The 24,490-nt window shown below is 62.7% G+C and carries 19 protein-coding genes and 1 pseudogene; 15 read left to right on the top strand and 5 right to left on the bottom strand.

Annotated features, from left to right (window positions below):
* Window positions 1-66: 66 nt before the first annotated feature.
* Window positions 67-954 carry an outer membrane protein assembly factor BamD gene (locus AC3DE2_RS12795; protein ID WP_295380603.1) on the top strand — a complete coding sequence of 296 codons (888 nt, stop codon included), beginning with the start codon at window positions 67-69 and terminating at the stop codon, window positions 952-954.
* A 492-nt stretch (window positions 955-1,446) separates the two neighbouring features.
* Here AC3DE2_RS12795 and AC3DE2_RS12790 read toward each other — a convergent pair whose 3' ends face one another.
* From AC3DE2_RS12790 to sucC, 4 genes are all read right to left on the bottom strand, one after another.
* Window positions 1,447-3,084 carry an NAD+ synthase gene (locus tag AC3DE2_RS12790; RefSeq protein WP_295380595.1) on the bottom strand — a complete coding sequence of 546 codons (1,638 nt, stop codon included), beginning with the start codon at window positions 3,082-3,084 and terminating at the stop codon, window positions 1,447-1,449.
* Between the two features lie 22 nt (window positions 3,085-3,106).
* A complete protein-coding gene (locus AC3DE2_RS12785) occupies window positions 3,107-3,478 on the bottom strand; it encodes an endonuclease domain-containing protein (protein ID WP_295380592.1) in 372 nt (123 codons plus the stop codon).
* Window positions 3,479-4,016: 538 nt separating this feature from the next.
* Entirely contained in the window at window positions 4,017-4,889 is an 873-nt protein-coding gene (gene sucD / locus AC3DE2_RS12780) for a succinate--CoA ligase subunit alpha (protein ID WP_141455714.1), read from the bottom strand.
* Window positions 4,890-4,915: 26 nt separating this feature from the next.
* Window positions 4,916-6,082, bottom strand: a complete 1,167-nt coding sequence (gene sucC, locus AC3DE2_RS12775) for an ADP-forming succinate--CoA ligase subunit beta (protein ID WP_141455713.1) — start codon at window positions 6,080-6,082, stop codon at window positions 4,916-4,918.
* Between the two features lie 191 nt (window positions 6,083-6,273).
* On the opposite strand from sucC, the gene AC3DE2_RS12770 reads away from it, so the two are divergent.
* The 9 genes and pseudogenes from AC3DE2_RS12770 to AC3DE2_RS12730 all read left to right on the top strand — a co-directional run bounded on the left by AC3DE2_RS12770 (window position 6,274) and on the right by AC3DE2_RS12730 (window position 18,102).
* On the top strand, window positions 6,274-7,890 hold the full coding sequence (locus AC3DE2_RS12770; protein WP_295382668.1) for an ATP-binding protein: 1,617 nt from the start codon (window positions 6,274-6,276) through the stop codon (window positions 7,888-7,890).
* A 732-nt stretch (window positions 7,891-8,622) separates the two neighbouring features.
* Complete coding sequence (locus AC3DE2_RS12765) at window positions 8,623-10,035, top strand: sigma-54-dependent transcriptional regulator (RefSeq protein ID WP_295382667.1); 1,413 nt, start codon at window positions 8,623-8,625, stop codon at window positions 10,033-10,035.
* Between the two features lie 573 nt (window positions 10,036-10,608).
* Entirely contained in the window at window positions 10,609-11,124 is a 516-nt protein-coding gene (locus AC3DE2_RS12760) for a pilin (RefSeq protein ID WP_488426481.1), read from the top strand.
* A 438-nt stretch (window positions 11,125-11,562) separates the two neighbouring features.
* Window positions 11,563-11,985 (top strand): pilin, encoded by a 423-nt coding sequence (locus tag AC3DE2_RS12755; protein WP_488426479.1) that lies wholly within the window; start codon window positions 11,563-11,565, stop codon window positions 11,983-11,985.
* A 184-nt stretch (window positions 11,986-12,169) separates the two neighbouring features.
* A pseudogene (locus tag AC3DE2_RS12750) lies at window positions 12,170-12,544 on the top strand (pilin); the annotation flags it as partial.
* 1,268 nt (window positions 12,545-13,812) lie between these two features.
* Complete coding sequence (locus tag AC3DE2_RS12745) at window positions 13,813-14,229, top strand: pilin (protein ID WP_488426477.1); 417 nt, start codon at window positions 13,813-13,815, stop codon at window positions 14,227-14,229.
* A 120-nt stretch (window positions 14,230-14,349) separates the two neighbouring features.
* The gene (locus AC3DE2_RS12740) at window positions 14,350-16,335 is read left to right on the top strand and encodes a glycosyltransferase family 87 protein (protein WP_488426475.1); all 1,986 of its coding nucleotides are present in this window, start codon (window positions 14,350-14,352) and stop codon (window positions 16,333-16,335) included.
* Complete coding sequence (locus tag AC3DE2_RS12735; protein ID WP_488426474.1) at window positions 16,322-17,518, top strand: glycosyltransferase family 2 protein; 1,197 nt, start codon at window positions 16,322-16,324, stop codon at window positions 17,516-17,518. Before AC3DE2_RS12740 ends, AC3DE2_RS12735 begins: the two co-directional genes overlap by 14 nt.
* On the top strand, window positions 17,515-18,102 hold the full coding sequence (locus AC3DE2_RS12730) for a class I SAM-dependent methyltransferase (RefSeq protein ID WP_488426472.1): 588 nt from the start codon (window positions 17,515-17,517) through the stop codon (window positions 18,100-18,102). Before AC3DE2_RS12735 ends, AC3DE2_RS12730 begins: the two co-directional genes overlap by 4 nt.
* On the opposite strand, the gene AC3DE2_RS12725 is transcribed toward AC3DE2_RS12730, so the two are convergent.
* Window positions 18,047-18,472 carry a GtrA family protein gene (locus AC3DE2_RS12725; RefSeq protein WP_488426470.1) on the bottom strand — a complete coding sequence of 142 codons (426 nt, stop codon included), beginning with the start codon at window positions 18,470-18,472 and terminating at the stop codon, window positions 18,047-18,049. The two genes, AC3DE2_RS12730 and AC3DE2_RS12725, sit on opposite strands and share 56 nt — an antisense overlap.
* A 31-nt stretch (window positions 18,473-18,503) precedes the next feature.
* On the opposite strand from AC3DE2_RS12725, the gene AC3DE2_RS12720 reads away from it, so the two are divergent.
* The 5 genes from AC3DE2_RS12720 to AC3DE2_RS12700 all read left to right on the top strand — a co-directional run bounded on the left by AC3DE2_RS12720 (window position 18,504) and on the right by AC3DE2_RS12700 (window position 24,446).
* A complete protein-coding gene (locus tag AC3DE2_RS12720) occupies window positions 18,504-19,205 on the top strand; it encodes a class I SAM-dependent methyltransferase (RefSeq protein ID WP_488426468.1) in 702 nt (233 codons plus the stop codon).
* Complete coding sequence (locus AC3DE2_RS12715; protein WP_488426466.1) at window positions 19,205-20,338, top strand: glycosyltransferase family 4 protein; 1,134 nt, start codon at window positions 19,205-19,207, stop codon at window positions 20,336-20,338. The genes AC3DE2_RS12720 and AC3DE2_RS12715 overlap by 1 nt, the downstream gene beginning before the upstream one ends.
* An 80-nt stretch (window positions 20,339-20,418) precedes the next feature.
* Window positions 20,419-22,152: a type IV-A pilus assembly ATPase PilB gene (gene pilB / locus AC3DE2_RS12710; RefSeq protein ID WP_488426464.1), complete on the top strand. Its 1,734-nt coding sequence runs from the start codon at window positions 20,419-20,421 to the stop codon at window positions 22,150-22,152.
* 161 nt (window positions 22,153-22,313) lie between these two features.
* Complete coding sequence (locus tag AC3DE2_RS12705) at window positions 22,314-23,573, top strand: type II secretion system F family protein (protein WP_488426462.1); 1,260 nt, start codon at window positions 22,314-22,316, stop codon at window positions 23,571-23,573.
* A 9-nt stretch (window positions 23,574-23,582) separates the two neighbouring features.
* Entirely contained in the window at window positions 23,583-24,446 is an 864-nt protein-coding gene (locus tag AC3DE2_RS12700) for a prepilin peptidase (protein WP_295382657.1), read from the top strand.
* Window positions 24,447-24,490 lie beyond the last annotated feature (44 nt).

Here is a 24,490-nt window from a genome sequence, read left to right as displayed (position 1 = left end):
TGGCTTGGGCACCGCCTAGGCTATCATCGACAGCCTGTTTCCCTGCCGCGGCGTTGCCGCCAGCCCATGACCCAGCGTGCTTCCACCCGTTTCACCGCCGTCGCCCGCATCGGCCTGCTGTTGCTCGTCATCGTCGCCACCGGCACCGGCTGCGGCATGTTCAAGCGCAAGAAGGGCCCCGTGGAAGCCCAGCCGGTCGAGCAGATGTTCGAAACCGCCCACCAGGCCATGAAGAACGGCAACTGGGAACGCGCCCAGACCAATTTCCGCGCGCTGGTCGCCCAGTACCCGTACGGCCCGTACACCGAGCAGGCGCTGATGGAATCGGCCTATGCCCAGTACAAGGCCGGCAAGCTGGACGACGCGGTGTCCTCGATCGACAAGTTCCTGCGCACCTACCCGACCCACCGCAACGTGCCGTACATGTACTACCTGCGCGGCCTGGCCAACTCGAGCCGCGACGCGGTGTTCCTGCAGCGCGTGTGGAAGCTCGACTCCAGCCGCCGCGACCTGTCCACGCCGATGCAGGGCTACAACGATTTCAGCATCGTCGCCGAACGCTATCCCAACAGCCGCTACGCCGCCGACGCGCGCCAGCGAATGGTCTACCTGCGCAACCAGTTCGCCCGCCACGAGATGGACACGGCGCTGTACTACGTGCGCCGCGATGCCTGGATTTCCGCTGCCACCCGCGCCCGCTACCTGCTGGAAACCTATCCGCAGAGCGAGTACCAGAACGACGCCGTCGCCGTCCTCGGCGAGGCCTATACCCACCTGGGCAACAAGACCCTGGCCGACGACGCCCGCCGCGTCCTGCAATTGAATGATCCGAAGCATCCCTGGCTGACCGGCGACTGGCCCAAGTATCCGTGGGCCATCCGCAAGCTCAACCCGTTCGCGGGCGAGAAGTCGCCGGCCAGCGGCGCCGCTGTCCACAAGAAGGACAAGGATTGACGACGCGTTTGCTGCCGGATGCCGTGATGAAAAAAGGGCCGCGAGGCCCTTTTTTTGTGGGCGGTTCACTCGCCAAGAGCGCCCCCATCCCAACCTTCCCCCGCAAGCGGGGGAAGGGGCAAAAGCGGAACACCGCCCTCCCCAGCCTGCGGAAAGAAGCAAAGAGCATACCCCCTCCCCGCCTACGGAAAGGAGGAAAGAGCATGCCCCCCTCCCCGCCTGCGGAAAAGAGCAAAAAGCATGCCCCCTCCCCGCCTGCGGAAAAGAGCAAAAAGCCTGCCCCCTCCCCGCCTGCGAAAGGAGCAAAAAGCATGCCCCCCTCCCTGCCTGCGGAAAGGAGCAAAAAGCATGCCCCCTCCCCCGCCTGCGGGGGAGGGCTGGGGTGGGGGCAATCGAAGCCAGTCCGGTTCGGCCTACGGGAATTCTCCGAAGCCAGCGTGGTGGCACTGCCCCCGCCCAACCGGAAGCTTCCCAAGCCGGCTCCGGCGCGGCTCAGCTCCCGTACTTGTTGGTAATCGGATACCGCCGTTCGCGGCCGAACGCGCGCCGCGAAATCTTCGGCCCGGGCGCGGCCTGGTGGCGCTTCCATTCGTTGATCCGGACCAGGCGCAGCATCCGGTCCACCGTCGCCGCGTCGAAACCGGCGGCGACGATCTCGTCGCGTGACTGCTCCAGATCGACGTAACGGAACAGGATCGCGTCCAGCACGTCGTACGGCGGCAGCGAATCCTGATCGGTCTGGTTGTCGCGCAGCTCGGCCGAGGGCGGGCGGCTGATGACCGCCGGCGGGATCACCGGCGCGCCACCGACCGTGTTGCGCCAGCGCGCCAGCGCGAATACCTCGGTCTTGTACAGATCCTTGATCGGCGCATAGCCGCCGCACATGTCGCCGTAGATGGTCGCGTAACCGACCGCGTATTCGCTCTTGTTGCCGGTGGTCAGCAGCAGGCCGCCGAACTTGTTGCTCAGCGCCATCATGATCACCCCGCGGCTGCGCGACTGCAGGTTTTCCTCGGTGGTGTCGGCCGGTAGATCGGCGAACAGCGGCCCTAGGGCCTCCAGGAATCCCTTGAAGGGCGCTTCGATCGGAATGGTCTCCAGTTTCACGCCCAGCGCTTCGCACTGCTCGGCCGCCAGATCGTTGGACAGGCCCGCGGTGTAGCGGGAAGGCAGGCGCACGGCGGTGACGTTCTCCGCGCCCAACGCATCCACTGCCAGCGCCAGCACCAGCGCCGAATCGATGCCGCCGGACAGGCCCAGCCAGACCTTCTGGAAGCCGTTCTTGCCGCAGTAGTCGCGCAGGCCGCGCACGATTGCACGCCATGCCAGCGCGTCCCGGCTCTCGTCGCCATCGTCCATCCATTGCACCGGACTGAAGCGGCGGCCCTCGGGGTCGTAGTCCACCACCAGCCATTGATCGGTGAACGCGGCCGCGGCCGGATGCACGGTGCCGTCGCCGTCGGCGACCACCGAGGCGCCATCGAACACCAGCGCATCCTGCCCGCCCACCACGTTCAGATAGGCCAGCGCGAGGCCCGTATCGCGGGTGCGTTCGGCCAGCAACGCGTCGCGCTGCGCATGCTTGTCGCGATCGTACGGCGAGGCGTTGGGTACCAGCGCCAGCTGTGCGCCGAGGCGGGCGGTGGCGGCCAGCGGCTCGGGAAACCACAAGTCCTCGCAGATGATCAGGCCCACCGGCACGCCCTTGACCTCGAACACGCAGGCCTCGCCGTTCGGGTCCACATCGAAGTAGCGGCGTTCGTCGAACACCGCGTAGTTCGGCAGTTCGCGCTTGCGATAGGTCGCTTCCAGATGGCCATCGCGCAGCACGCTGGCCGAGTTGTAGACCACGCTGCCGGCCGATTCTGGCCAGCCCACCACCGCGACGATGCCGTGGGTGGTGGCCGCCAGTTGGCGCAGCGCGGTCTCGCAGTCCGCGAGGAAGCGTGGCCGCAGCAGCAGGTCTTCCGGCGGATAGCCGCTGATCGCCAGCTCCGGGAACAGCACCACGTCCGCACCGTATTCGTCGCGCGCCTCGGCGATCAGCGCGGCGACGCGCTCGGCGTTGCGGGCGACGTCGCCGACGGGGAAATCGAACTGGGCCAGGGCAATGCGCAGGGTCTGGGGCATGTCGGTCTTCGGGTTCTGCCCTTCACCGGCGCGCGGCAAAGGCGGGACAGGGATGGGAGTCCGCCAGCCGCGAGACGATCAGCGCGCGAACACCCTCGAGGTTCGTCATCACCTCATTATTCCAGAAGCGCAGGACATGGAAGCCTTCACGCCGCAGGAAGGTATCCCGCCGTACATCCACGACGGCGTCCATGTGCTGGCCGCCGTCCACTTCAAGCAACAGGTTCGCCTCCAGGCAGGCGAAGTCGGCGATGTACGGGCCCACCGGGCATTGCCGCCGAAAGCGGTAACCCTCGAGCTGGCGACCCTGCAGGATGGTCCACAGGCGGCGCTCCGCTGGCGTCATGTCCTTGCGCAGTTCGCGCGCCCGATCGCGTTTCTGTCCCTTTCGCATGCGCACGTCCTGTGCTCGGTTGGGTAGGCATCTTGCCCCCATCCCAGCCTTCCCCCGCAAGCGGGGGAAGGGGCAAGAAGCCCTGCCCGCTGGTAATTCGACAAATCAGGACAAATAGCCCGCTTCCCAAAAATACCCCCTCCCCCGCCTGCGGGGGAGGGCTGGGGTGGGGGCCCGCCGAAGCCGGCCAACCCAACAGCCAAACAAAAACCGCCCGAAGACAGCTTCCCATCCATTCCACCAACACCGAAACGATCTCCCCCAAGCGACACAAGCCCCCTCCCCCGCCTGCGGGGGAGGGCTGGGGTGGGGGCCCGCCGAAGCCGGCCAACCCACAGCCAAACAAAAACCGCCCGAAGACAGCTTCCCATCCATTCCACGAACATCGAAACGATCTCCCCCAAGCGACACAAGCCCCCTCCCCCGCCTGCGGGGGAGGGCTGGGGTGGGGGCCCGCCGAAACCGGCCAACCCACTGCCAAACAAAAAGCCGCCCGAAGGCGGCTTCTCGTCCGTTCCGCGAATGCGGAAGCGATGTCTTACTTCAGGCGCGCCGCAATCGCCGCACCCAGGTCGCCCGGCGAGCGGACGGTGGTGACGCCCGCGGCTTCCATCGCCGCGAACTTGCCTTCCGCCGTGCCCTTGCCGCCGGAGGCGATGGCGCCCGCGTGGCCCATGCGCTTGCCGGCCGGGGCCGAGGCGCCGGCGATGAAGCCGACGACCGGCTTCTTGACGTGCTTGGCGATGTACTCGGCGCCTTCTTCCTCGGCCGAACCACCGATTTCGCCGACCATGATGATGCCTTCGGTCTGCGGATCGTTGTTGAACAGGGTCAGCGCCTCGACGAAATTCAGGCCGTTGATCGGGTCGCCGCCGATGCCGATGCAGGTGCTCTGGCCCAGGCCCACGTCGGTGGTCTGCTTGACCGCTTCATAGGTCAGCGTGCCTGAACGCGAGACGATGCCGATCTTGCCCGGCTGGTGGATGTGGCCCGGCATGATGCCGATCTTGCACTCGCCCGGGGTGATGATGCCGGGGCAGTTGGGGCCGATCAGGGTGACGCCCGGATAGCCCTTCAGGGTGTTCTTCACCCGCAGCATGTCCAGCACCGGGATGCCTTCGGTGATCGCCACGATCACCTTGATGCCGGCGTCGGCCGCTTCCAGGATCGCGTCGGCCGCGAACGGCGGCGGCACGTAGATGACCGAGGCGTCGGCGCCGGTGTCCTGCACCGCGTCACGCATGGTGTTGTAGACCGGCAGGTCGATGTGGGTGGTGCCGCCCTTGCCGGGAGTCACGCCGCCGACAACCTGGGTGCCGTACTCGACCATCTGGGTCGCGTGGAAGGTGCCCTGCTGGCCGGTGAAGCCCTGGACGAGGACCTTGGTGTTCTTGTTGACCAAAACGCTCATGAAATATTCCTAGTCTCGTCGTGGGGTCAGGCGGCCTTGACCGCAGCGACGGCCTTCTTGGCACCGTCGTTGATGTCGTCGGCCGGGATGATGGCCAGGCCGGAGTCGCGCAGCAGCGCCTTGCCGGCTTCCACGTTGGTGCCTTCCAGGCGCACGATCACCGGCACCTTGACGCCCACGTCCTTGACCGCGGCGATGATGCCTTCGGCAATCATGTCGCAGCGGACGATGCCGCCGAAGATGTTGACGAAGATCGCCTTGACCTTGTCGCTGGACAGGATCAGCTTGAACGCGGTGGTCACGCGCTCCTTGGTGGCGCCGCCGCCGACGTCCAGGAAGTTCGCCGGCTCGCCGCCGTTGAGCTTGATGACGTCCATGGTGGCCATCGCCAGGCCGGCGCCGTTGACCATGCAGCCGATGTTGCCGTCCATGGTCACGTAGTTCAGATCGTGCTCGGAGGCCAGCACTTCGGTCTCGTCTTCCTGCGCCTTGTCGCGCATGGCGACCAGGTCCGGATGACGGAACGAGGCGTTGTCGTCGGAGTTGACCTTGCCGTCCAGCACGGCCAGGTCGCCGTTAGTGAGGATGGCCAGCGGGTTCAGTTCGACCAGCGCCAGGTCCTTCTCGTTGAACAGCTTGTACAGGCCCATCATGATCTTGGTCAGCTGGTTGACCTGCTTGGCGTTCAGGCCCAGCTTGAAGCCGATGTCACGGCACTGGTACGGCTGCAGGCCCTGGACGAAATTCACGTCCAGCTGGTGGATCAGTTCGGGGGTTTCCGCGGCGACCTTTTCAATCTCCACACCGCCTTCGCTGGAGGTGATGAAGGTGACGGCCTTGGTGGCACGGTCCACCAGCACGGACAGGTACAGTTCCTTGGCAATGTCGGTGCCTTCGGAAATCAGCACCGCGTCAATCGGCAGGGCCACGCCGGCCGACTGGTAGGTCGCCATGCGGGTGCCCAGCATCGCGGCGGCGTACTGCTTCACTTCGTCCAGGGTCTTGGCCAGCTTGACGCCGCCGGCCTTGCCGCGGCCACCGGCGTGGATCTGGGCCTTCACGACCCAGAGGTCGCCCGGGATGGACTTCGCGGCTTCAACCGCTTCTTCCGGCGTGCGCGCGACGCGCCCGGCCGGAACTGCAATGCCATATTCGGCAAACAGTTGTTTTGCCTGGTATTCGTGGAAATTCATGCGTCACCGTGGGTAGGGAACAGGTAAGCGAGGCCGGACGTCCCGGAAAACCGCGTTTGGACGTGCACAGGCCGCCCGGCGGGCGCCAGCCAGCCCCCTATTGTCGCCCACCGGGCCGGACGGCGCAAAACCGGCGGGATCGGGCCCGGCCTGCCTATACTGGTGTCACCGCCGACGGGGGGAGTCCGCGCTTGCCGCAAAGCCATTCGATTCTGGGACGCATCGAATCCGCTCCGCGGCGCGATCTGTATTTCTTCGCCCTGTACCGGACCCTGGAAGCGGCGGTGCTGGCCGGGCTGGTGTTCAGCCCCCTGTCCGACCTGCTCGGCTCCCAGCGCCACCCCATGCTCGGGCTGGTGGTCACCATCGCCTACCTGGCCGCCTCCGTGGTGCTGCTGCTGATCCGCAGCCCCCGCTGGATGACCCTGACCGTGGTGGTAGGGCTGGCGGTGGACATCGCCGCCGCCGCCCTCATCACCCATGCCCTGCCCGCGGCCACGGCCGGGGTGGCGATGATGCTGCTGTTCAATATCGCCGCCGGCTCGCTGCTGATGCCATCCTGGCGCTGGGCGGTGGCGATGATCGGGCTGACCGTGGCCTCGCTGTTCGTCGAGTACGGCTGGACCGTGTTCCACGACGGTGGCACGGAACGGTCGGTGGCCGAAGTGATGATGTTCGCCATCAGCTACATCGCGGTCGGCTACTTGTCCCACCAGGCCGGCCAGCGGGCCCGCCACAGCGAGGCCCTGGCCACCCAGCGTGGCGCCGAAGTCGCCAACCTGGTGGAGATCAACGAACTGATCATCCGCCGCATGCGCACCGGCGTGCTGGTGGTGGACGCGGACAACCACATCAAACTGGCCAACGAGGCCGCCAGCCTGCTGCTGGGCGATGGCGGCGAAGGTGCCAGCGATGGCCTCGGCGTCCTGCTGACCCATACCGCGCCGGAACTGGCGCGCCGCCTGCAGCGCTGGCGCAACGGCTGGCAGGCCGATGACACCCCGATGCAGCTGTCGCCCGACCAGCCCGAGGTGCAGCCCCGGTTCGCCCGCCTGCTGGCCGACAGCGAGACCTCGCTGATCTTCCTGGATGACGCCACCGTGGTCTCGCGCCGGGCCGAATCGCTCACCCTGGCCGCGCTGGGCCGATTCTCCGCCAGCCTGGCCCACGAGATCCGCAACCCGCTGGCCGCCATCAACTACGCGGTCCAGTTGCTGGAGGAATCCCACCAGATCATCGACGGCGACCGCCGCCTGCTGCAGATCATCCACCAGCAGTGCCAGCGCACCAATGGCATCGTCGAAAGCGTGCTCGGCCTGGCCCGGCGTGAGCGCGCCAGTCCGGAACACGTGGATCTCAACACCTTCGTCCGCCGTTTCATCGACGAATACCAGCAATCGCTGTCGATCGAGACCGACACCCTGGAGGCCGTCATCGGCCCCCGTCCGGTGCCGGCGCTGGTCGACCTGCGCCATCTGCAGCAGGTGGTGACCGTGCTGGTGCAGAACGCGATGAACTACGGGCGCCTGCCCGGCGAGTCTGCGCGGGTACGGGTACGGGTGTTCCAGGCCGACCACCGGCCCATGATCGACGTGATGGACCGTGGCCCCGGGATTCCCGAAGCGGTGGCCGCGCAATTGTTCCGCCCCTTCTTCACCACCTCCGAGCACGGCACCGGTCTGGGCCTCTACATCGCCCGCGAGCTGTGCCGGGCCAACCAGGCGACCTTGGAATACGTCCCGGTGCCCGGCGGCGGCAGTTGCTTCCGCATTACCCTCCCCGGCCCGCACGCACTGCTGCCGGCCTGAGCCGGAACCTGCATTGGCTACTCACGCGCCAGCGGGCGACCGAGGATCCACGCGCGGTGCCGGAAGGAGCAAATCCCCCTCGGTCCTCCTTTGAAAAAGGGAGTCCCTTGTCCGCAGGCTTGCCGATCCACCTGCTAACCCCCTTTGAAGAAGGAAGAACTGCATCCTGGGCCCCCAGCATTGCCAGCCCCTGCTAGCCCCCTTTGCAAAAGGGGGCGGGCGCCCGCGCCAGCGGGCGACGGGGGATTTGCACGCGGTCCCGGAAGGAGCAAATCCCTCTCGCTCCCCCTTTGAAAAAGGGAGAGGCCATCCCCTGTCCGCGGGCTTGCCGGTCCACCTGCCAGCCCCCTTTGAAGAAGGAAGAACTGCATCCTGGGCCCCCAGCATTGCCAGCCCCTGCTAGCCCCCTTTGCAAAAGGGGGCGGGCGCCCGCGCCAGCGGGCGACGGGGGATTTGCACGCGGTCCCGGAAGAGATCCCAATCCCCTTCGACCCGCTGGTCGACTGCTGAAAGCCCCAAAGGGGGACACGCATCCAGAGCGATGCTGCCAATCAATTCAACGACATCCATCCCGGAAGCTCCACCGCAACGACCGGTGCCAACAGTGTCGGCCATCACAAGCCAGGGGCGTACCGCCCCCGCACTGCCACCACCTTCATATCAATGTAGTCACACTAGCCGGCAGTCCTGTTCAGCCGGTACACTGAACGGACAGGGGCTGAAGGGGGATCCATGAGCGAAAACCGAAGCGCCCTGATCGTCGACGACGAACGTGACATCCGCGAACTACTGGTATTGACGCTGGGCCGCATGGGCCTGCGCATCGACACCGCGGCCAACCTCGGCGAGGCGCGCGAGCTCCTGTCGCGCAACAGCTACGACCTCTGCTTCACCGACATGCGCCTGCCCGACGGCAACGGCATCGAGCTGGTCGGCGAGATTTCCCGCAACTACCCGCGCACCCCGGTCGCCATGATCACCGCCTTCGGCAATATCGAACTGGCGGTCGAGGCCCTGAAGGCCGGTGCCTTCGATTTCGTCAGCAAGCCGGTGGATCTCACCGTCCTGCGCGGACTGGTCAAGCACGCGCTGGAACTCAACAACGCCGAGCGCGCACCGGCACCGGCGCCGCCGCCCGAGCAGGCCAGCCGGCTGCTGGGCAGCTCGCCCGCGATGGCCACCCTGCGCGACACCATCGGCAAGGTGGCCCGCAGCCAGGCGCCGGTCTACATCCGTGGCGAATCCGGCGTGGGCAAGGAACTGGTGGCCCGCACCATCCACGAGCAGGGTGCCCGCGCCAGCGGCCCGTTCGTGCCGGTCAACTGCGGCGCGATCCCGGCCGAACTGATGGAAAGCGAGTTCTTCGGCCACAAGAAGGGCAGCTTCACCGGCGCCCATGCCGACAAGGCCGGCCTGTTCCAGGCGGCGAACGGCGGCACCCTGTTCCTGGACGAAGTCGCCGAGCTGCCCTTGCCGATGCAGGTCAAGCTGCTGCGCGCCATCCAGGAAAAGGCGGTGCGCCCGGTCGGCGCCGCGCAGGAAGTGCAGGTCGACGTGCGCATCCTCTCGGCCACCCACAAGGACATCGGCGAACTGGCCAGCGATGGTCGCTTCCGCCACGATCTTTACTACCGCATCAACGTCATCGAACTGCGGGTGCCGCCGTTGCGCGAGCGCGCCAGCGACCTGCCGCAGCTCACCAGCGCCATCCTCGATCGGCTCGCCGATCAGCACGGCCGCAACGCCCCTTCGGTATCGCCCGACGCGATGGCCGAACTGCGCCGCTATCCCTTCCCCGGCAACGTCCGCGAACTGGAGAACATCCTGGAACGCGCGCTGGCGATGGCCGACGGCCACAGCATCGAGGTCAGCGATCTCTACCTGCCGCAACCCGCCGCCACGCCGCGCGTGGGCGTTGCCGATGTGCCGGTCGCCGCTGCCACGCCCGGCATCGTTCCCGGCGCACCCCCGATCGACATCGATCCCGCCGGCGGCCCGCTGCCCAACTACATCGAGCAACTGGAACGCGCGGCCATCCAGAAGGCGTTGGAAGAAAACCGCTGGAACAAGACCCGCGCCGCCGCCCAACTCGGCATCACCTTCCGCGCGCTGCGCTACAAGCTGAAGAAACTCGGGATGGAATAGCGGCCTGCATGACCGCACGCCGCTTGACCCGCGTCTGAAGGCAGGCACCCAGGGCACTCCATCCGTCAGGCACCAGCAGCCTGGCAATCGCCCCAACCCCCAAAAGTGCCCCTCGTATTGAACTCGGGCTCCTCCCCCTTTGAAAAAGGGGGACCGAGGGGGACTTGCTCTTGGCCGCGCATCTTCCGCGAGCGCACATCAGAAAAAGAGCAACCACGCGCTCGTGCCAGTCACAGCCCCCAGATCAAAGAACTCACATCTCCGCATCCACGCGATGCACGGCTCCCCTCGCTAATTGACGATTCTTGTCGTCACAAGCCCAAACGCTTTCACTCTGAAAGAAAGCGTGATCCCCACCATCCCTCGGTCACCAGGCCGCCAGTATCATCGCGCGCGCCATTTGTTTCGGCTCATCGTTGAATCGCGCCCGGAAAATCCCAAGCCGTGGGCGATGGGCACGGTTCAACTGTCCATCGGAACCGCTGCCGTTGCTTGCATGCGACATACGCCACTTCTCATCGCCTCGCTCCTCCCTGGCCGCCGTCCGACCGGCGCACATCAAGAAAGAAAAGCATGAAGTCCAGTACCACACAACGAAGCGTCAAGAGAAAAACGCGGGGGTTTACCCTGGTGGAACTGATGATCGTGGTGGCGATCATCGCCATTCTGGCAGCCATCGCGCTACCGCTCTATCAGGACTATGTGACCCGCGCGCAGGCGGCGGCACTACGGGCAGAATTGGCCGCAGGAAAGACGGGCTTTGAGCTGGCCCTTAACAGTGGAGTGGCGCCATCCGTCAACCCTGAAGATCCGGGCTTTGTCGGCATCGGGAAGTCCACCCGCTACTGCAAGAGCGTTTCAATCACGCACAACGGCTTCGATCCACCGAATCGGGGATATGCCGGAATTCAGTGTGACCTTACCCAGGGCGGCACTGATAGTTTCAATGGCAACAGCATGTGGATTTCTCGACAAACGGGAAATGCGCCTCCGATTGAGAGCTGGTTAGGTTGTCGGACTTCGTTGGCGCCAAAATTCCGGCCGAAGGGCTGCATTTGGGGACCCATAGCTTCCCCTCAGTCGCCGTAATAGCCGTCCCCCTAAACGGCTTCCGGATAACCGGCGTACATGCCCTCGGAAACCTCATCTTCACTTCGAAGGAGAGAATCCTTTCGTGCACGCCACGCTGTCCGCAACCATATGCAGGAATCACATTCAGAAAAATCACCCTATTACTAACAGGGATTGACGATTTTTGTCCTCAGGTGCGCGAGTTCTATCACTCTGATGAAGAGTGTGACCTTCCACCATTAAGCCCCTCTGCACCGCCGATATCTTCCCCGCCGCGCCGGATGTTCGTATTCCGAACTGTGGATCTTCTTGGATGCGGATGAAGGCGCCGAACCAGGCAGATGCCCTGCGCTTCCGAAGAAGTGAATGTCTCGATGCCGCGTCACCGGCATCGCTTCAGGATGGATCGCGGGCATGCCTTCACTTACCAAGCAAAGCAACACGGGGAAGTCACACATGAACAAGAACGCCCAGGGTTTCTCCCTGATCGAATTGATGATCGTCGTCGCGATCATCGCCATCCTGGCGGCCATCGCGCTGCCGAACTACCAGGCCTACGCCACTCGTTCGCAGGCCGCCGCACTGCTGGCAGAGCTCACCCCGGGCAAGATCGGCTTCGAACAAGCACTCGCTGATGGAGCAGCCCCGACGACAGACACTGACAAGGAGGGATTCATCGGCATCCGATCCGCTACTACCTATTGCAAAACGATCACCGTCACGGGCACCACCAGTATCGAATGCTCGGCCACCCAGAATGGCAACGCGGATTTCAACGGCCTGAAGATGACCCTGGCTCGCGATGCAACCACTGGTGCTTGGTCTTGCAGCACCACGGTGGCGAAGAGGTTCGCACCAAAGGGGTGCCCGGGGGCCTGACCTCCGGCCCGTTCAAGTGCGCGCAACCTGCATGGAATAAACGCCCCTGTCAGGAGCCGCTAAACAAACCCCGCATACGCGGGGTTTGTTTTTCTCGCACTCAATCTTCTGCTGGATGTCCGCAGCCCTGTCAGGAGAGTCCAACAGGAGAGCCCGCATCCATTTGCACAGAAGGGAAATTCACATGAGAAAGAGCATGCAAATCGGGTTTTCACTGATAGAACTGATGATCGCCGTCGCCATCATTTCCCTGTTGGCCGCCATCGCGATTCCGCAGTATCAAGACTACGCTACCCGTGCCCAGGCGGCGGCCCTGCTTGCAGAACTCCGATCCGGATGGACCGGCCTGGAAGAGGCTCGAATTCATCAAATCGAACCAGGCACCGACCCAAACAAGGTGGGGTTCATCGGCATCCCGGCCACTACCAGGTTCTGCAGCGAGATTAACGTCAACCGATACGCCATTACTTGCAGCAAAACGCACAATGGCACCTCGAATTTCAATGGCAAGTACATGCAATTGGGCCGCTGGCCCTACGATGAGAATGGATGGATAGGCGAACATGGGCCTTGGGAGTGTTGGACCGACTTGGCGCCGAAATTCAGGCCAAAGAACTGCCATGAATCTATCGGAAACAACCCCCGCGCTCGACTTGCCGGAAGACGAAAGGCGGATCGCCATCCTGGCCAGCAAGGGTGATTTCGCAGTATCAAGACCATGTCAACCGTTGTACAGCCAGCCGCCCTCTTTCTTTGCAGAACTCAAACTCGGATGGACCGGCCTGGAAGGATCTCGTATTCATGGCCTAACCGGGCACTGATCCAGACAAGGCGGGGTTCATCGGCATCCCGACCACTATCAAGTTCTGTAGCGAGGTTGACGACAACCGATACGCCATTACTTGCGCGGACACACATAATGGCAACTGGAATTCCAACGGCGAGTGGATGCAAGTGAGCCGCTGGCCCTGCGACAAGAATGGATGGGTGAGCGAAATAGGAAGCGGTCACAAATGCTGCCGCAGGCATAGCGGCATCGCAGCTTGCCGGTCGCTTGAGAGAGCACGGCCTGCTTGCCGCCATGCTGCGGTGGCCTGAACCCTTGCAGGTTTGCCATGGACCCGGTTGGTAAACAGGGTTTCGGTCCGGGCATGCTCAGGCCGGAGGCGGCAGTGCCCTTGGCACCATCGTGAGATGGAATCCATGGGATCGTCCCGCACAACGCCCCCGGTCGCAGCAGTCATTCTCGTTATCCCACGTCATGCGTGGACGACGTGTTCCCTGATGCCCGGGTCAGGGTAGCCACAGCCAAACTCGCCAGGTGCCCTTTCCCAGGGACGGGCAATGGCGAACCCCACTCCTCCTCGCCGGGTTCGCCGTGACGGCGGTTTGACAATCAGTGCAGGTAGTTCGTCCTCGGCCCCTGCTATCCCGTCCCCTCACCAATCGACAACCCGTCAATCTTCCGACTCGAAAAGTGACGCAAATTGTCACTTTGTGCCGTATATTTTCACTGACAGACTTCCCTGCTGGCGGTTCGTGAGCGCATGGCCAAATTGTCAGATTGTGATCATCCCCGCGGTTGATCCCCCCTTTTCCCGATACCGCTTCAACGAGATTGATGTCATAGTTATCTCGACTTAGGTGTCTGGGGTCTTTCCCGCAAGCCGTCAAGGAACCGGGAAAGAGGCGCTTACAGTTGGCACACATCCTGCACGTGACTTAAAGCACGTGCGTCGTCTTGCACGGCGCCCACGGTCCACCGCTTAGGGACACGGGGCCGGTGTGTCCTTAACCATCCAAGCCAATCCTGAAAGGGGAAAGTTCATGAAGAAGAACATGCAGGGTTTCACCCTCATCGAACTGATGATCGTGGTCGCCATCATCGCCATCCTGGCCGCCATCGCGCTGCCGGCTTATTCGGACTACACCAAGAAGGCCAAGGTCTCCGAAGTGATCCTGGCCGCCTCCGCCGCGCGCACTGCAGTCTCCGAGTATGCCGCCGGCACCGGCAGCCTGCCGAACGCCAGCTGGACGCCGGAACAGCAGTCCTCCACCTATGTCAGCGGCATTACCTGGGATGCGGGTACCCGTACCATCACCGCGACCTCGCGTGCTATCCCGAACGTCACCGGCAACATCACGCTGGTCGCGACGATGAACTCCGCCACCCAGCAGGTCACCTGGACCTGCGGCGGCAGCATCCCCGCCCAGTACCGTCCCGGCACTTGCCAAGGCCCGTGATTCAAGCTTCCTGATTTTCGAAAAAGCCCCGCAACGCGGGGCTTTTTTCTTGCGCGGCCCATGCGAGATACTTAAGCGTTCGGGGATGCGATACCTTCAAGAAATACCAGCGCGACGGACATGACACGCCTTATTACGCTCGTCTTCAAAGTGCCGACTCTGGCGCTCCTGATCTCGTTGTCGCTCGTAGGCATCTCTATATACCTCGGTCGCGACACCCCTTGGGATTACTTCGCATACCACGCGTATGCGGCTCAGACATTGTTCGGACATCGGTTCGACCAGGACTACTTCGGCGCAGGCATGCAGGGATTCCTGAATCCCATTGGATTCCTGCCATTCGCACTTGCCCAGAAAGCGCACCTCACCAGTCTGGCTACCGGCATCATCCTGGCAGCCGTCCATAGCCTCAATGGCATCTTCCTTCTGCTAATCAGCCGCGACCTGATACGTAGTCGGCCAGAGCGGCTCCCACTTGTGGTACCGGGCATCCTGGCCGGGCTCATCTGCCCCATCCTGCTAGCCCATATTGGCTCCACTTTCACGGACCCAGTAGGTTCGGCATTGGTACTGGGTGCGTTTTGGCTCATCCTGACAAAAAAAACCCCTGCTGCGCATGCAGTTGCAGGAGTACTTATTGGTGCGGCCATAGCCGTAAAACTCACCAATCTGGTATTCGCCATTGCCCTCATCGCGTGCGCGACGTTTCCGCTCAGAGAGGAGGCCGCCAGGCAATGGTTTAACCGGAACTTCGCACTTGCGCTGGGTATGCTCGGAGGATTGGCATCGTTCCAGGGCTATTGGAGCTTTCTGCTTTACAAGTACACCGGAAATCCTCTATTTCCCTTTTTCAACTCTCTGTTTGAATCGCCCTTGTATGCCACCGATGCGGCCGTTGTGGGGCGTTTCGTTCCAGCGTCCTTTGGCGAAGCAATGCTCACCCCATTGGAGTTGGCGAAATACAATTCCTGGTCTCACCTCGAAGTATCCGCTCCCAACATCCTGCCTCTCGCACTCTTGCTGGCCGCTGCTTTTTCCGCCCTGTCCCTAGTCGTACGCCGGAACTGGGTAATGGTTTCGCCTATCGGATATCCGGATGCCTGGAAGTACGCCATTTTCGTTCTGGCATCCTACGTGCTTTGGCTGATGACCTCCGGCAACTCACGCTATGCCATTCCTTTGTTCATGGCGCTCGGCCCCGCCGCCACCTTGCTGCTTGGCACTTTCCTGCCACGCAGGTACGCAATACTCGTAGGCTGGCTCCTGTTATTGCTGCAGATTTTCGTGACCTTCGACGCTGGCATTAAACGATGGAATTCCCAACAGTGGTCCAAAGATTGGGTATCCATTGACCTGCCAGCCAATCTCACCGAACAACCCTATCTTTTCATCTCGCTCGCCCAGAAGTCCCACACTGAACTGGTCACGCGGGTGCACCCGGATTCCGCGTTTGTCGTCCTGGTAAATGGACAAAACTCCCTGCCCAGCCAAGGCCCAGCGTCGAAAGGATTGTTCCGGCTCATCCACAAGCATGCCGGGCATATCAAAATCGTGCTGCAGAGGCCCGCGCTTATCGACGCACGCCTTCCGGATGCGGCCCTCGTCAACCGGGGCAATGACTATCTGGATCGCCTTGATCTTCGCATCGTGGATGGAACATGCCAGGAAGCGAATATCAACGCGGCTCCTGCATTGGACATCGCGCTCAATCGCCATCTCGAAGAAGCCTTGCCGGAAGAACTGGTCATTTGCGATGCAGCGGCATCTCCTTCACGCTATGTGGCGGAACGTAAAAACGCGGAACGCATATTTGACGCATTCGAGCATGCTTGTCCGGAAATTTTCCACCCTCTCGCCCCTCAAATAGAGAAGGTGAACGATATGTGGGTGAGAATTTATCCCAAGTACGACAGCGCAGTTCTTATCCTTTCTTACGAAAATAATTACATTTCGTACGCCTTCACAGGCCAGTTCCAGCCGATTCTTGTAGGCACCCCAAATACGTGGTGGCAGGATGTGGGCAAGTTCGAGTGCAAGCTTCCCTATGAAGGAAAGCGGGGTTTCGCAGGCTTCGAAGCGGAGATGCGACGCTATGAACGGAAATGATGAAATGGTTCTGGAACGAACTCCGCTCCCACTGGAGCTGACCATCCTTATTCCCTGCCTCAACGAGGCAGAGACGATTTCTGCCTGCGTGCAGGAAGCTGCCTCCTTTCTCAGGAGGCTGGACGTCTCAGGCGAAGTCCTGGTTTCGGACAATGGCTCCTCAGATGGCTCCCAACAACTGGCATTGGATGCAGGGGCCCGAGTCATCACGGCAGACCGGCGTGGATACGGCGCCGCACTTCAATCAGGCATTGAACATGCGCGCGGTCGATACGTCATCATGGGAGACGGCGACCAGAGTTACGATTTCTCTCGACTTGAGCTGATGCTCCAGGCACTACGGGCCGGCAACGAACTGGTGATGGGCAACCGTTTCAAGGGAGGCATCAGTCCGGGCGCCATGCCGTTCCTGCACAAGTACCTTGGAAATCCGGTATTGAGCGCGATCGGGCGGCTCTTCTATCGAAACGACATCGGTGATTTTCATTGCGGCCTGCGCGGCTTCCGTCGTGATGCGATCCTGGAACTTGCCCTGAACTCCGATGGCATGGAGTTCGCCAGTGAAATGGTTGTCAAGAGTTCCATGCACGGCCTCAGGATTGCAGAAGTTCCCACTACCCTGCGCAAGGATGGTCGCAGCCGCCCTCCCCACCTGCGCACCTGGCGGGATGGCTGGCGCCACCTCAAGTTCCTGTTCCTGCACAGTCCGCGATGGCTGTTCCTGTTTCCCGGCATCGTGCTGAGCGCGCTGGGGGCGGTCTTGATGCTGATCATCTATTCGAACCTGGTGGTGATCGGCCATATCGGCTTGGACATCCATACCATGGCCTATGCGGGCGTCATGCTCGTGGTAGGTTTCCAGATGATCATGTTTTCGTTCCTTTCCACTTCCATCGGCATCCGGAATGGCTGGCTGCCTCCAGCCAGCAACCGCGCGATGACCCAACCGTCGCTCGAGTTCCTCATTGCCTGCTCCCTCTTGTTGCTGCTCGCCGGCCTGGGCATTACCGCCTCCGCATTCGTCGACTGGGCACGATCCGGGTTTGGTGCCTTGGACCCTAGGGAAACCATGCGCCTTGTGGTGCCGTCGACCACCTTCCTTTCACTTGGCAGCGAACTTTTCATTACCGCGTTCCTCCTCGAGGCAATCCGGCTTCCCGCGCGCAGGAAATTGCTGTCATGAGCGGCTACAAGGAAAGGACGTTGCGGGAGTTCGAGTCCGTGCTGGCCATGGCGGAAGGTGCTGGCAATGCCTTGGATTTCGGCTCAGGTGACGGTTGGTATGCCGCCCAGTTGGCAAAGCGACAGCGCTTCGATCGAATTGAGGCGATCGACGTGAAGCTACGTGATGTCGTGTACTTCACCCCGACCCTGTATGACGGCGATTCGCCGCTTCCCTACGCTGACCGCTCGTTCGACATCGCCTATGCCATCGATGTCCTCCACCATTGCCCATCACCGCATGACAGCCTCAGGGAACTGGCACGGGTCTCCGACAGGTATATCCTCATCAAGGACCATACCTACCAGACGCGGCTCGGCGAGTACGCGCTTGCGATTCTCGATGAACTGGGCAATCGGCGTTTCGGGATCCCGTCCCCCCACAACTATCAGCGGAAATGGGAGTGGAAATCGGTCCTCGAGGATATGGGATGGCTGGAAGTTCGGCGCATCTGGCCGGCGCGATGCCATCAAGGGCTATTGGGGGCGCTTACCAACCGCCTCCAGTATGTTTCCCTGTTCTGCCGGAATCCACACGCTTCCTGAAGGACCAATTCCGGTGCAGGAAAAAGTTGACCACCACCATCGCGACCGCCACCAGGACATTGGCAAGCAGCGGATGAATACCCAGCAGCGAGACCAATACGACCATGGCGCCCAACGCGGACAACATGCTCGCCATCGACGCGGTGGTGTAGCGAATGAAACTTGTAGCCAGGCCAGTTGCCCCGGCGTCGAAGGTCCAGGTTCTGTTGAGCCACCATCCCACCACGTTGACCACCAGGATGGATATCACCATCGAAGGCAGATAGTGGAGATGCACCGCTTGGGTGGCTACGAGAAGAATCAGGAAATTCAGGGCATAGCAGAAGCCGCCTACGATGAGGAATCTGGGCGCGGATCTGCGGGGAACCATGGGGCTGGCGGGCTCGGCGAGGTGGTTGGCGATGCACGACGATAGCAGACTGAAGCCTCCATTCTGGAAGCACGACGCCTACACGCTCAATCTGTTGAGGGCAGCCCTCATGACGGGCTGCCGGCGGGCATCCCGCCCTTCGGGCGTCGTGGTCGACTACGGCTCCGGGACTGCTCCGTATCGTGAGATCGTCGCGCCGATGTTCGATCGTTACGTCGCCTGCGACATCGTGCCTGGCGAAGGGGTGGACGTGGTTCTGGCTTCGGACCAGCGCCTGCCTTTCGATGACGGCGCCGTGGATTGCGTTCTGTCCGTCCAGGTGCTGGAACACGTCTGGGACATCGACAGCTACCTGCGCGAATGCAGGCGGGTGCTCAAGCCCGGCGGGCGCCTGGTGCTGAGTACTCACGGAACCTGGCTTTACCATCCCCACCCAACCGATTACCGGCGCTGGACCCGGGATGGGCTGGTCAGGGAACTGGCCGAACGCGGGTTCGAGCCCGAGAGCATCCAGGCACTGGTGGGTCCGCTGGCCTGGACGACCCAGTTCAGGGCGATCGGCTATCACACCGTGCTGTCCCGGTTCGGCATGCCGGGCCAGTGGGCATCGGCCATCATCTGCGGTTTCATGCATCTGCGCATGAAACTGGAGGATTGGCTGACCCCGGCCTCCATCCGGGAATCGAATTCGGCCGTGTACGTCATCGTCGCTTCGGGTCTGCGGGCCGACTGATGGCATCGCCGAAGTTTCCCGCCGTGGTGGTTGTCAGCGCTTTTTTTCCCCGGCACGGCGGGGGCATCGAGCGCGTTGCAGGCCACCTGTCGGAACAATTGAACCGGGCGGGCTTCCCGCTGCACTGGTTTGCGGGTGGACCGCCGGAGGAAATGCCGGCGGCTTCTACCACCACCTTGCACATCACCCGTGCCGAGTCCGTCGACTTCCTCGAGAAAGCAGTCGGTCTGCCGGCCCCGTTGTGGGGCCTTTCCAGCATGCGCCAGCTAAATCGCGCCATCGGCAAGGCGGAAGTGGTCCATATCCACGACTGTCTGTACCTGTCGTCGCTCGCAGCCTTTGCTTTCGCCAAACGGCAGCGCAAGAAAATCCTGATTACCCAGCACATCGGCACGATTCCTTTCCGGTCCGGCTTGCTCCGTTTCCTGCATGGATTGGCCAACCGGACGATCTCCCGGGGAATGTTGGCATCCTCGGACGCGGTGACCTTTGTTTCGCCGACGGTGCATGCCTACTTCTCGGCGTTCGTGAAGTTCAGGAACCGCCCCGAGGTGGTTTTCAATGGCGTGGATCACGAGATCTTTCATCCGGCCATTCCGGAGCGGTCGCGAGACGGAAAGCTCAAGATGCTGTTTGTCGGACGTTTCGTCGAAAAGAAAGGTGTCCATTTGTTGCGCGGCTGCGTGGACCTTCCCGGCACCGAATGGACCTTCGTCGGCAAGGGACCTCTGGGTCCGGCGTCCTGGGATATCCCGCGGGACAACATCAACTTGCTGAAAGACCTTGCGCCGGCACAATTGGCGGATTTGTACCGGGCCGCGGACCTGATGGTACTTCCCAGCGTGGGCGAGGGTTTTCCACTGGTAGTCCAGGAAGCGCTGGCCTGCGGGCTGCCGGTGCTGGTTAGCTCGGAAGTTGCAAGCAGTTTCGCGGAGGGCGGCTTGGATGGCGTGTTCGTCCACGATGAGCACCGGGCCAACCAGGCGCAGGAATTGCGCGCCCTGCTCGCCTCGGCCATCGCCGATCCCGACCGGCTCCGCGCCCTGCGATGTGCCGCCCACAGCTTGGCAAGCCAATGGTCTTGGCAAGCCTGTACCGCTCACTATGCCCGGATCATCCGCGGCATCGCCTAACCATGAGCCGGTCGCCGCGGTTGGCTTGCTCCGGAATCCCCCGTCTGGCTAGTATCTAGCCGAATTTCAGGAGAACGCGCATGAGTGCCGTCCCCACCGCCAATCTGGTTGGCATCACCGGTATCGCACGCCGTCTGGTCATGGACGGGGCGCTCGACGAAACCGCCGCCCGCGGCGCGATGGCCGATGCGCAGGCAGCCAAGGTCCCGCTTGCTCAGTGGATCGCGGAAAAGAAGCTCGCCTCCCCTTCTCAGATGGCCGCCGCCAACGCGGTCGAGTTCGGCATGCCGCTGCTGGATGTCGCTTCCTTCGACGTCGCCCACAATGCGGTCAAGCTGGTCAGCGAGGAGCTGCTGCAGAAACACCAGGTTCTGCCCATCTACAAGCGCGGCAACAAGCTGTTCGTCGGCGTCTCGGACCCGACCAACAAGATGCAGGCACTGGATGAGATCAAGTTCCATACCAACCTGGTGGTGGAACCTATCCTGGTCGACGACGATTCCCTGCGGCGGGCACTTGATCAGTGGATCAATGCCAGCAGCAACCTCGGCAGCACCTTTGGTGGTGACGACGAGGAAGGGCTGGAGAACCTGGAGGTAGGCAACGACGACGAGGCTGCCAACGAGTCCGGTGTCGACGCCAAGGGCGACGACACTCCGGTGGTCAAGTTCGTCAACAAGGTGCTTATCGACGCAATCAAGCGAGGCGCCTCGGACATCCACTTCGAGCCCTACGAGAACGACTACCGGGTGCGCCTGCGCATCGACGGCATCCTCAAGCAGGTCGCCAAGGCGCCGACCAAGCTCAACCAGCGCATCGCGGCCCGCCTGAAGGTGATGGCGCAGCTGGACATCGCCGAGAAGCGGGTTCCCCAGGACGGCCGCATCAAGCTGAACCTCAGCAAGAGCAAGCAGGTCGACTTCCGCGTGAGCACCCTGCCGACCCTGTTCGGCGAGAAGGTCGTGCTGCGTATCCTGGACGGCAGCGCGGCCAAGCTGGGCATCGACAAGCTGGGCTACGAGAAGGATCAGCAGAAGCTGTTCGAGGACGCCATCCACAAGCCCTACGGCATGGTGCTGGTCACCGGTCCGACCGGTTCGGGCAAGACGGTGTCGCTGTATACCGCGCTGGGCATCCTCAACGACGAGATCCGCAACATCTCCACGGTCGAGGATCCGGTGGAAATCCGCCTTCCCGGCGTCAACCAGGTGCAGCAGAACACCAAGCGCGGCATGACCTTCGCCGCGGCCCTGCGCAGCTTCCTGCGCCAGGATCCGGACATCATCATGGTCGGCGAAATCCGTGATCTGGAGACCGCCGAGATCGCCATCAAGGCCGCCCAGACCGGCCATATGGTGCTGTCCACCCTGCATACCAACGATGCCCCGCAGACCATCGCCCGCCTGATGAACATGGGCATCGCACCCTACAACATCACCAGTTCGGTGACCCTGGTCATCGCCCAGCGTCTGGCCCGGCGCCTGTGCACCAAGTGCAAGCAGCCGGTGGAACTGCCCCATCACGCCCTGGTGGCAGAAGGATTCACCGAGGACGAAATCAGCGCCGGCTTCACCCTGTACGACGCCGTGGGCTGCGACGAATGCACCGAAGGCTACAAGGGCCGTACCGGCATCTACCAGGTCATGCCGATGAGCGAGGAGATTGCGACCATCGTGCTGGAGGGTGGCAACGCTATCCAGATCGCCGAGGCCGCGCAGAGGGCCGGCGTCCGGGATCTGCGTCAGTCGGCCTTGATGAAGGTCCGGAACGGTGTCACCAGCCTGGCCGAGATCAACCGCGTCACCAAGGATTGAGTTGCCCCGAATCGACTCCCGGCTTCGCTTCTTTCCCCCCAGGGACGGGGCAGGTTGCCAAATCCTGCCCCGCGTCACAGGCCGGGGGAGTTCCCTTCACGCCGTAAACCGCTACCATGCGGAATGAAGTCCGGTCGGGGAAGCCGGACGGGGATACCCTGATGGCCATTAGCCGTTCTGCCGCCAAGAAGACCGCTGCCAACCCGGCTCGAGACAATCCGATGAGTACCTTCGTCTGGGAAGGCGTCGACAAGCGCGGCGTCAAGATGAAGGGCGAGCAGACGTCCAAGAATGCCAACATGCTCCGCGCCGAACTGCGCAAGCAGGGCATCACCCCCAACGTCGTCAAGGTCAAGCCCAAGCCGCTATTTGGCTCTAGCGGCCGTACCATCACGCCCAAGGAAATCGCCTTTTTCAGTCGCCAGATGGCGACCATGATGAAATCGGGCGTGCCGATCGTCAGCTCGCTGGAAATCATCGAGGGCGGCCAGAAGAACCCGCGCATGAAGAAGATGGTTGGCCAGATCCGGACCGACATCGAAGGCGGTTCGTCGATGACCGAGGCAATCAGCAAGCATCCCGTGCAGTTCGACGAGCTCTACCGCAACCTGGTCCGCGCCGGTGAAAGCGCGGGCGTGCTGGAAACGGTGCTGGATACCATCGCCAGCTACAAGGAAAACATCGAGGCCCTGAAGGGCAAGATCAAGAAGGCGCTGTTCTACCCGGCCATGGTGATCGCGGTGGCGATTATCGTCAGCGCCATCCTGCTGATTTTCGTGGTGCCGCAGTTCGAGGAGACCTTCAAGAGCTTTGGTGGTGAATTGCCGGCGTTCACCCAGATGATCGTCGCCATGTCGCGCTTCATGGTCAGCTGGTGGTGGCTCATTCTGCTCATAGTGGTGGGCTCGATTTTCCTCTCGATCTTCATGTTCAAGCGCTCGCCAGCGTTTCAGCACTTCCTGGACCGCGCGATCCTGAAGGTGCCCGTGGTGGGGCAGATCATGCACCAGTCCGCGGTCGCCCGGTTTGCCCGGACCACCGCGGTGACCTTCAAGGCCGGTGTACCGCTGGTCGAAGCCCTGGACACGGTGGCCGGAGCAACCGGCAACACCGTCTACGAGAAGGCCATCCATCGCATCCGCGACGATGTGGCCGTCGGTTATCCGCTCAACATGTCGATGAAGCAGGTCAACCTGTTCCCGCACATGGTGATCCAGATGACCGCCATCGGCGAGGAAGCCGGTGCCCTGGACACCATGCTGTTCAAGGTGGCGGAGTACTTCGAGCAGGAGGTCAACAACGCCGTGGATGCGCTGTCCAGCCTGATCGAGCCCTTCATCATGGTGGTCATCGGCATCCTGGTCGGCGGCATGGTCATCGGCATGTACCTGCCCATCTTCAAGCTCGCTGCAACGGTTTAAACTCGCCCGATGGCATTTCTCGATCAACACCCCGGCCTGGGCTTTCCGGTTGCGGCCGGCCTGGGCCTGCTGGTGGGCAGCTTCCTCAACGTGGTCATCCTGCGCCTGCCGCGCAAGCTGGACTGGCAGTGGCGGCGCGATGCCCGCGAAATCCTGGAAGAACCGGAGATTTACGACCCGCCGCCACCCGGCATCGTGGTCGAGAGTTCGCACTGCCCGCACTGCAAGCACAAGCTGGCCTGGTTCGAGAACATCCCGCTGGTCAGCTGGCTGGCCCTGCGCGGCAAGTGTCGCTATTGCAAGACGCCGATCTCGGCGCAGTACCCGTTGGTGGAGCTGCTGACCGCGCTGCTGGTGGTCGCCTCGGTCTGGCGCTTCGGCTTCGGCTGGCAGGGATTCGGCGCGTCATTGCTGAGCTGCTTCCTGGTGGCGCTGTCAGGTATTGATCTGCGTACCCGCCTGCTGCCGGACCAGTTGACCCTGCCGCTGATGTGGCTGGGCCTGATCGCCAGCCTGGAAAACCTCTACATGGTGCCCAAGGCCGCCGTGCTGGGCGCGATTGCCGGCTACGTGTCGCTGTGGTCGGTGTGGTGGCTGTTCAAGCAGCTGACCGGCAAGGAAGGCATGGGCCACGGCGATTTCAAGTTGCTGGCGGCCATCGGCGCTTGGGTCGGCCTGAAGGGCGTGCTGCCGACCATCCTGCTGTCGTCGCTGGTAGGCGCGATCATCGGTTCGATCTGGCTGGCCGCGAAGGGCCGCGATCGGGCTACGCCCATTCCGTTCGGCCCCTACCTGGCCGTCGCCGGCTGGGTGGTGTTCTTCTGGGGCGAGGATCTGATCGACGCCTACCTTCGCTTCGCCGGACTTAAATAGCGCCGGATGCTTGGCTGGTGGTTTGCCTGGCCGGGCTGCCCCCA

The organism is Pseudoxanthomonas sp. 68-E7, from assembly GCF_057773145.1.
Note: the sequence above shows the minus strand (reverse complement) of the source record. Positions and strands in the feature narration are given on the sequence as shown.

Bases quoted from the DNA above. Each gene is read 5' to 3' on its own strand.
- AC3DE2_RS12790 (WP_295380595.1), bottom strand. From the start codon at position 3,084: ATGCCCCAGACCCTGCGCATTGCCCTGGCCCAGTTCGATTTCCCCGTC.
- sucD (WP_141455714.1), bottom strand. From the start codon at position 4,889: ATGAGCGTTTTGGTCAACAAGAACACCAAGGTCCTCGTCCAGGGCTTC.
- AC3DE2_RS12785 (WP_295380592.1), bottom strand. From the start codon at position 3,478: ATGCGAAAGGGACAGAAACGCGATCGGGCGCGCGAACTGCGCAAGGAC.
- AC3DE2_RS12730 (WP_488426472.1), top strand. From the start codon at position 17,515: ATGAGCGGCTACAAGGAAAGGACGTTGCGGGAGTTCGAGTCCGTGCTG.
- AC3DE2_RS12700 (WP_295382657.1), top strand. From the start codon at position 23,583: ATGGCATTTCTCGATCAACACCCCGGCCTGGGCTTTCCGGTTGCGGCC.
- AC3DE2_RS12725 (WP_488426470.1), bottom strand. From the start codon at position 18,472: ATGGTTCCCCGCAGATCCGCGCCCAGATTCCTCATCGTAGGCGGCTTC.
- AC3DE2_RS12765 (WP_295382667.1), top strand. From the start codon at position 8,623: ATGAGCGAAAACCGAAGCGCCCTGATCGTCGACGACGAACGTGACATC.
- AC3DE2_RS12745 (WP_488426477.1), top strand. From the start codon at position 13,813: ATGAAGAAGAACATGCAGGGTTTCACCCTCATCGAACTGATGATCGTG.
- AC3DE2_RS12760 (WP_488426481.1), top strand. From the start codon at position 10,609: ATGAAGTCCAGTACCACACAACGAAGCGTCAAGAGAAAAACGCGGGGG.
- AC3DE2_RS12705 (WP_488426462.1), top strand. From the start codon at position 22,314: ATGGCCATTAGCCGTTCTGCCGCCAAGAAGACCGCTGCCAACCCGGCT.
- sucC (WP_141455713.1), bottom strand. From the start codon at position 6,082: ATGAATTTCCACGAATACCAGGCAAAACAACTGTTTGCCGAATATGGC.
- AC3DE2_RS12755 (WP_488426479.1), top strand. From the start codon at position 11,563: ATGAACAAGAACGCCCAGGGTTTCTCCCTGATCGAATTGATGATCGTC.
- pilB (WP_488426464.1), top strand. From the start codon at position 20,419: ATGAGTGCCGTCCCCACCGCCAATCTGGTTGGCATCACCGGTATCGCA.
- AC3DE2_RS12740 (WP_488426475.1), top strand. From the start codon at position 14,350: ATGACACGCCTTATTACGCTCGTCTTCAAAGTGCCGACTCTGGCGCTC.
- AC3DE2_RS12735 (WP_488426474.1), top strand. From the start codon at position 16,322: ATGAACGGAAATGATGAAATGGTTCTGGAACGAACTCCGCTCCCACTG.
- AC3DE2_RS12720 (WP_488426468.1), top strand. From the start codon at position 18,504: ATGCACGACGATAGCAGACTGAAGCCTCCATTCTGGAAGCACGACGCC.
- AC3DE2_RS12715 (WP_488426466.1), top strand. From the start codon at position 19,205: ATGGCATCGCCGAAGTTTCCCGCCGTGGTGGTTGTCAGCGCTTTTTTT.
- AC3DE2_RS12795 (WP_295380603.1), top strand. From the start codon at position 67: ATGACCCAGCGTGCTTCCACCCGTTTCACCGCCGTCGCCCGCATCGGC.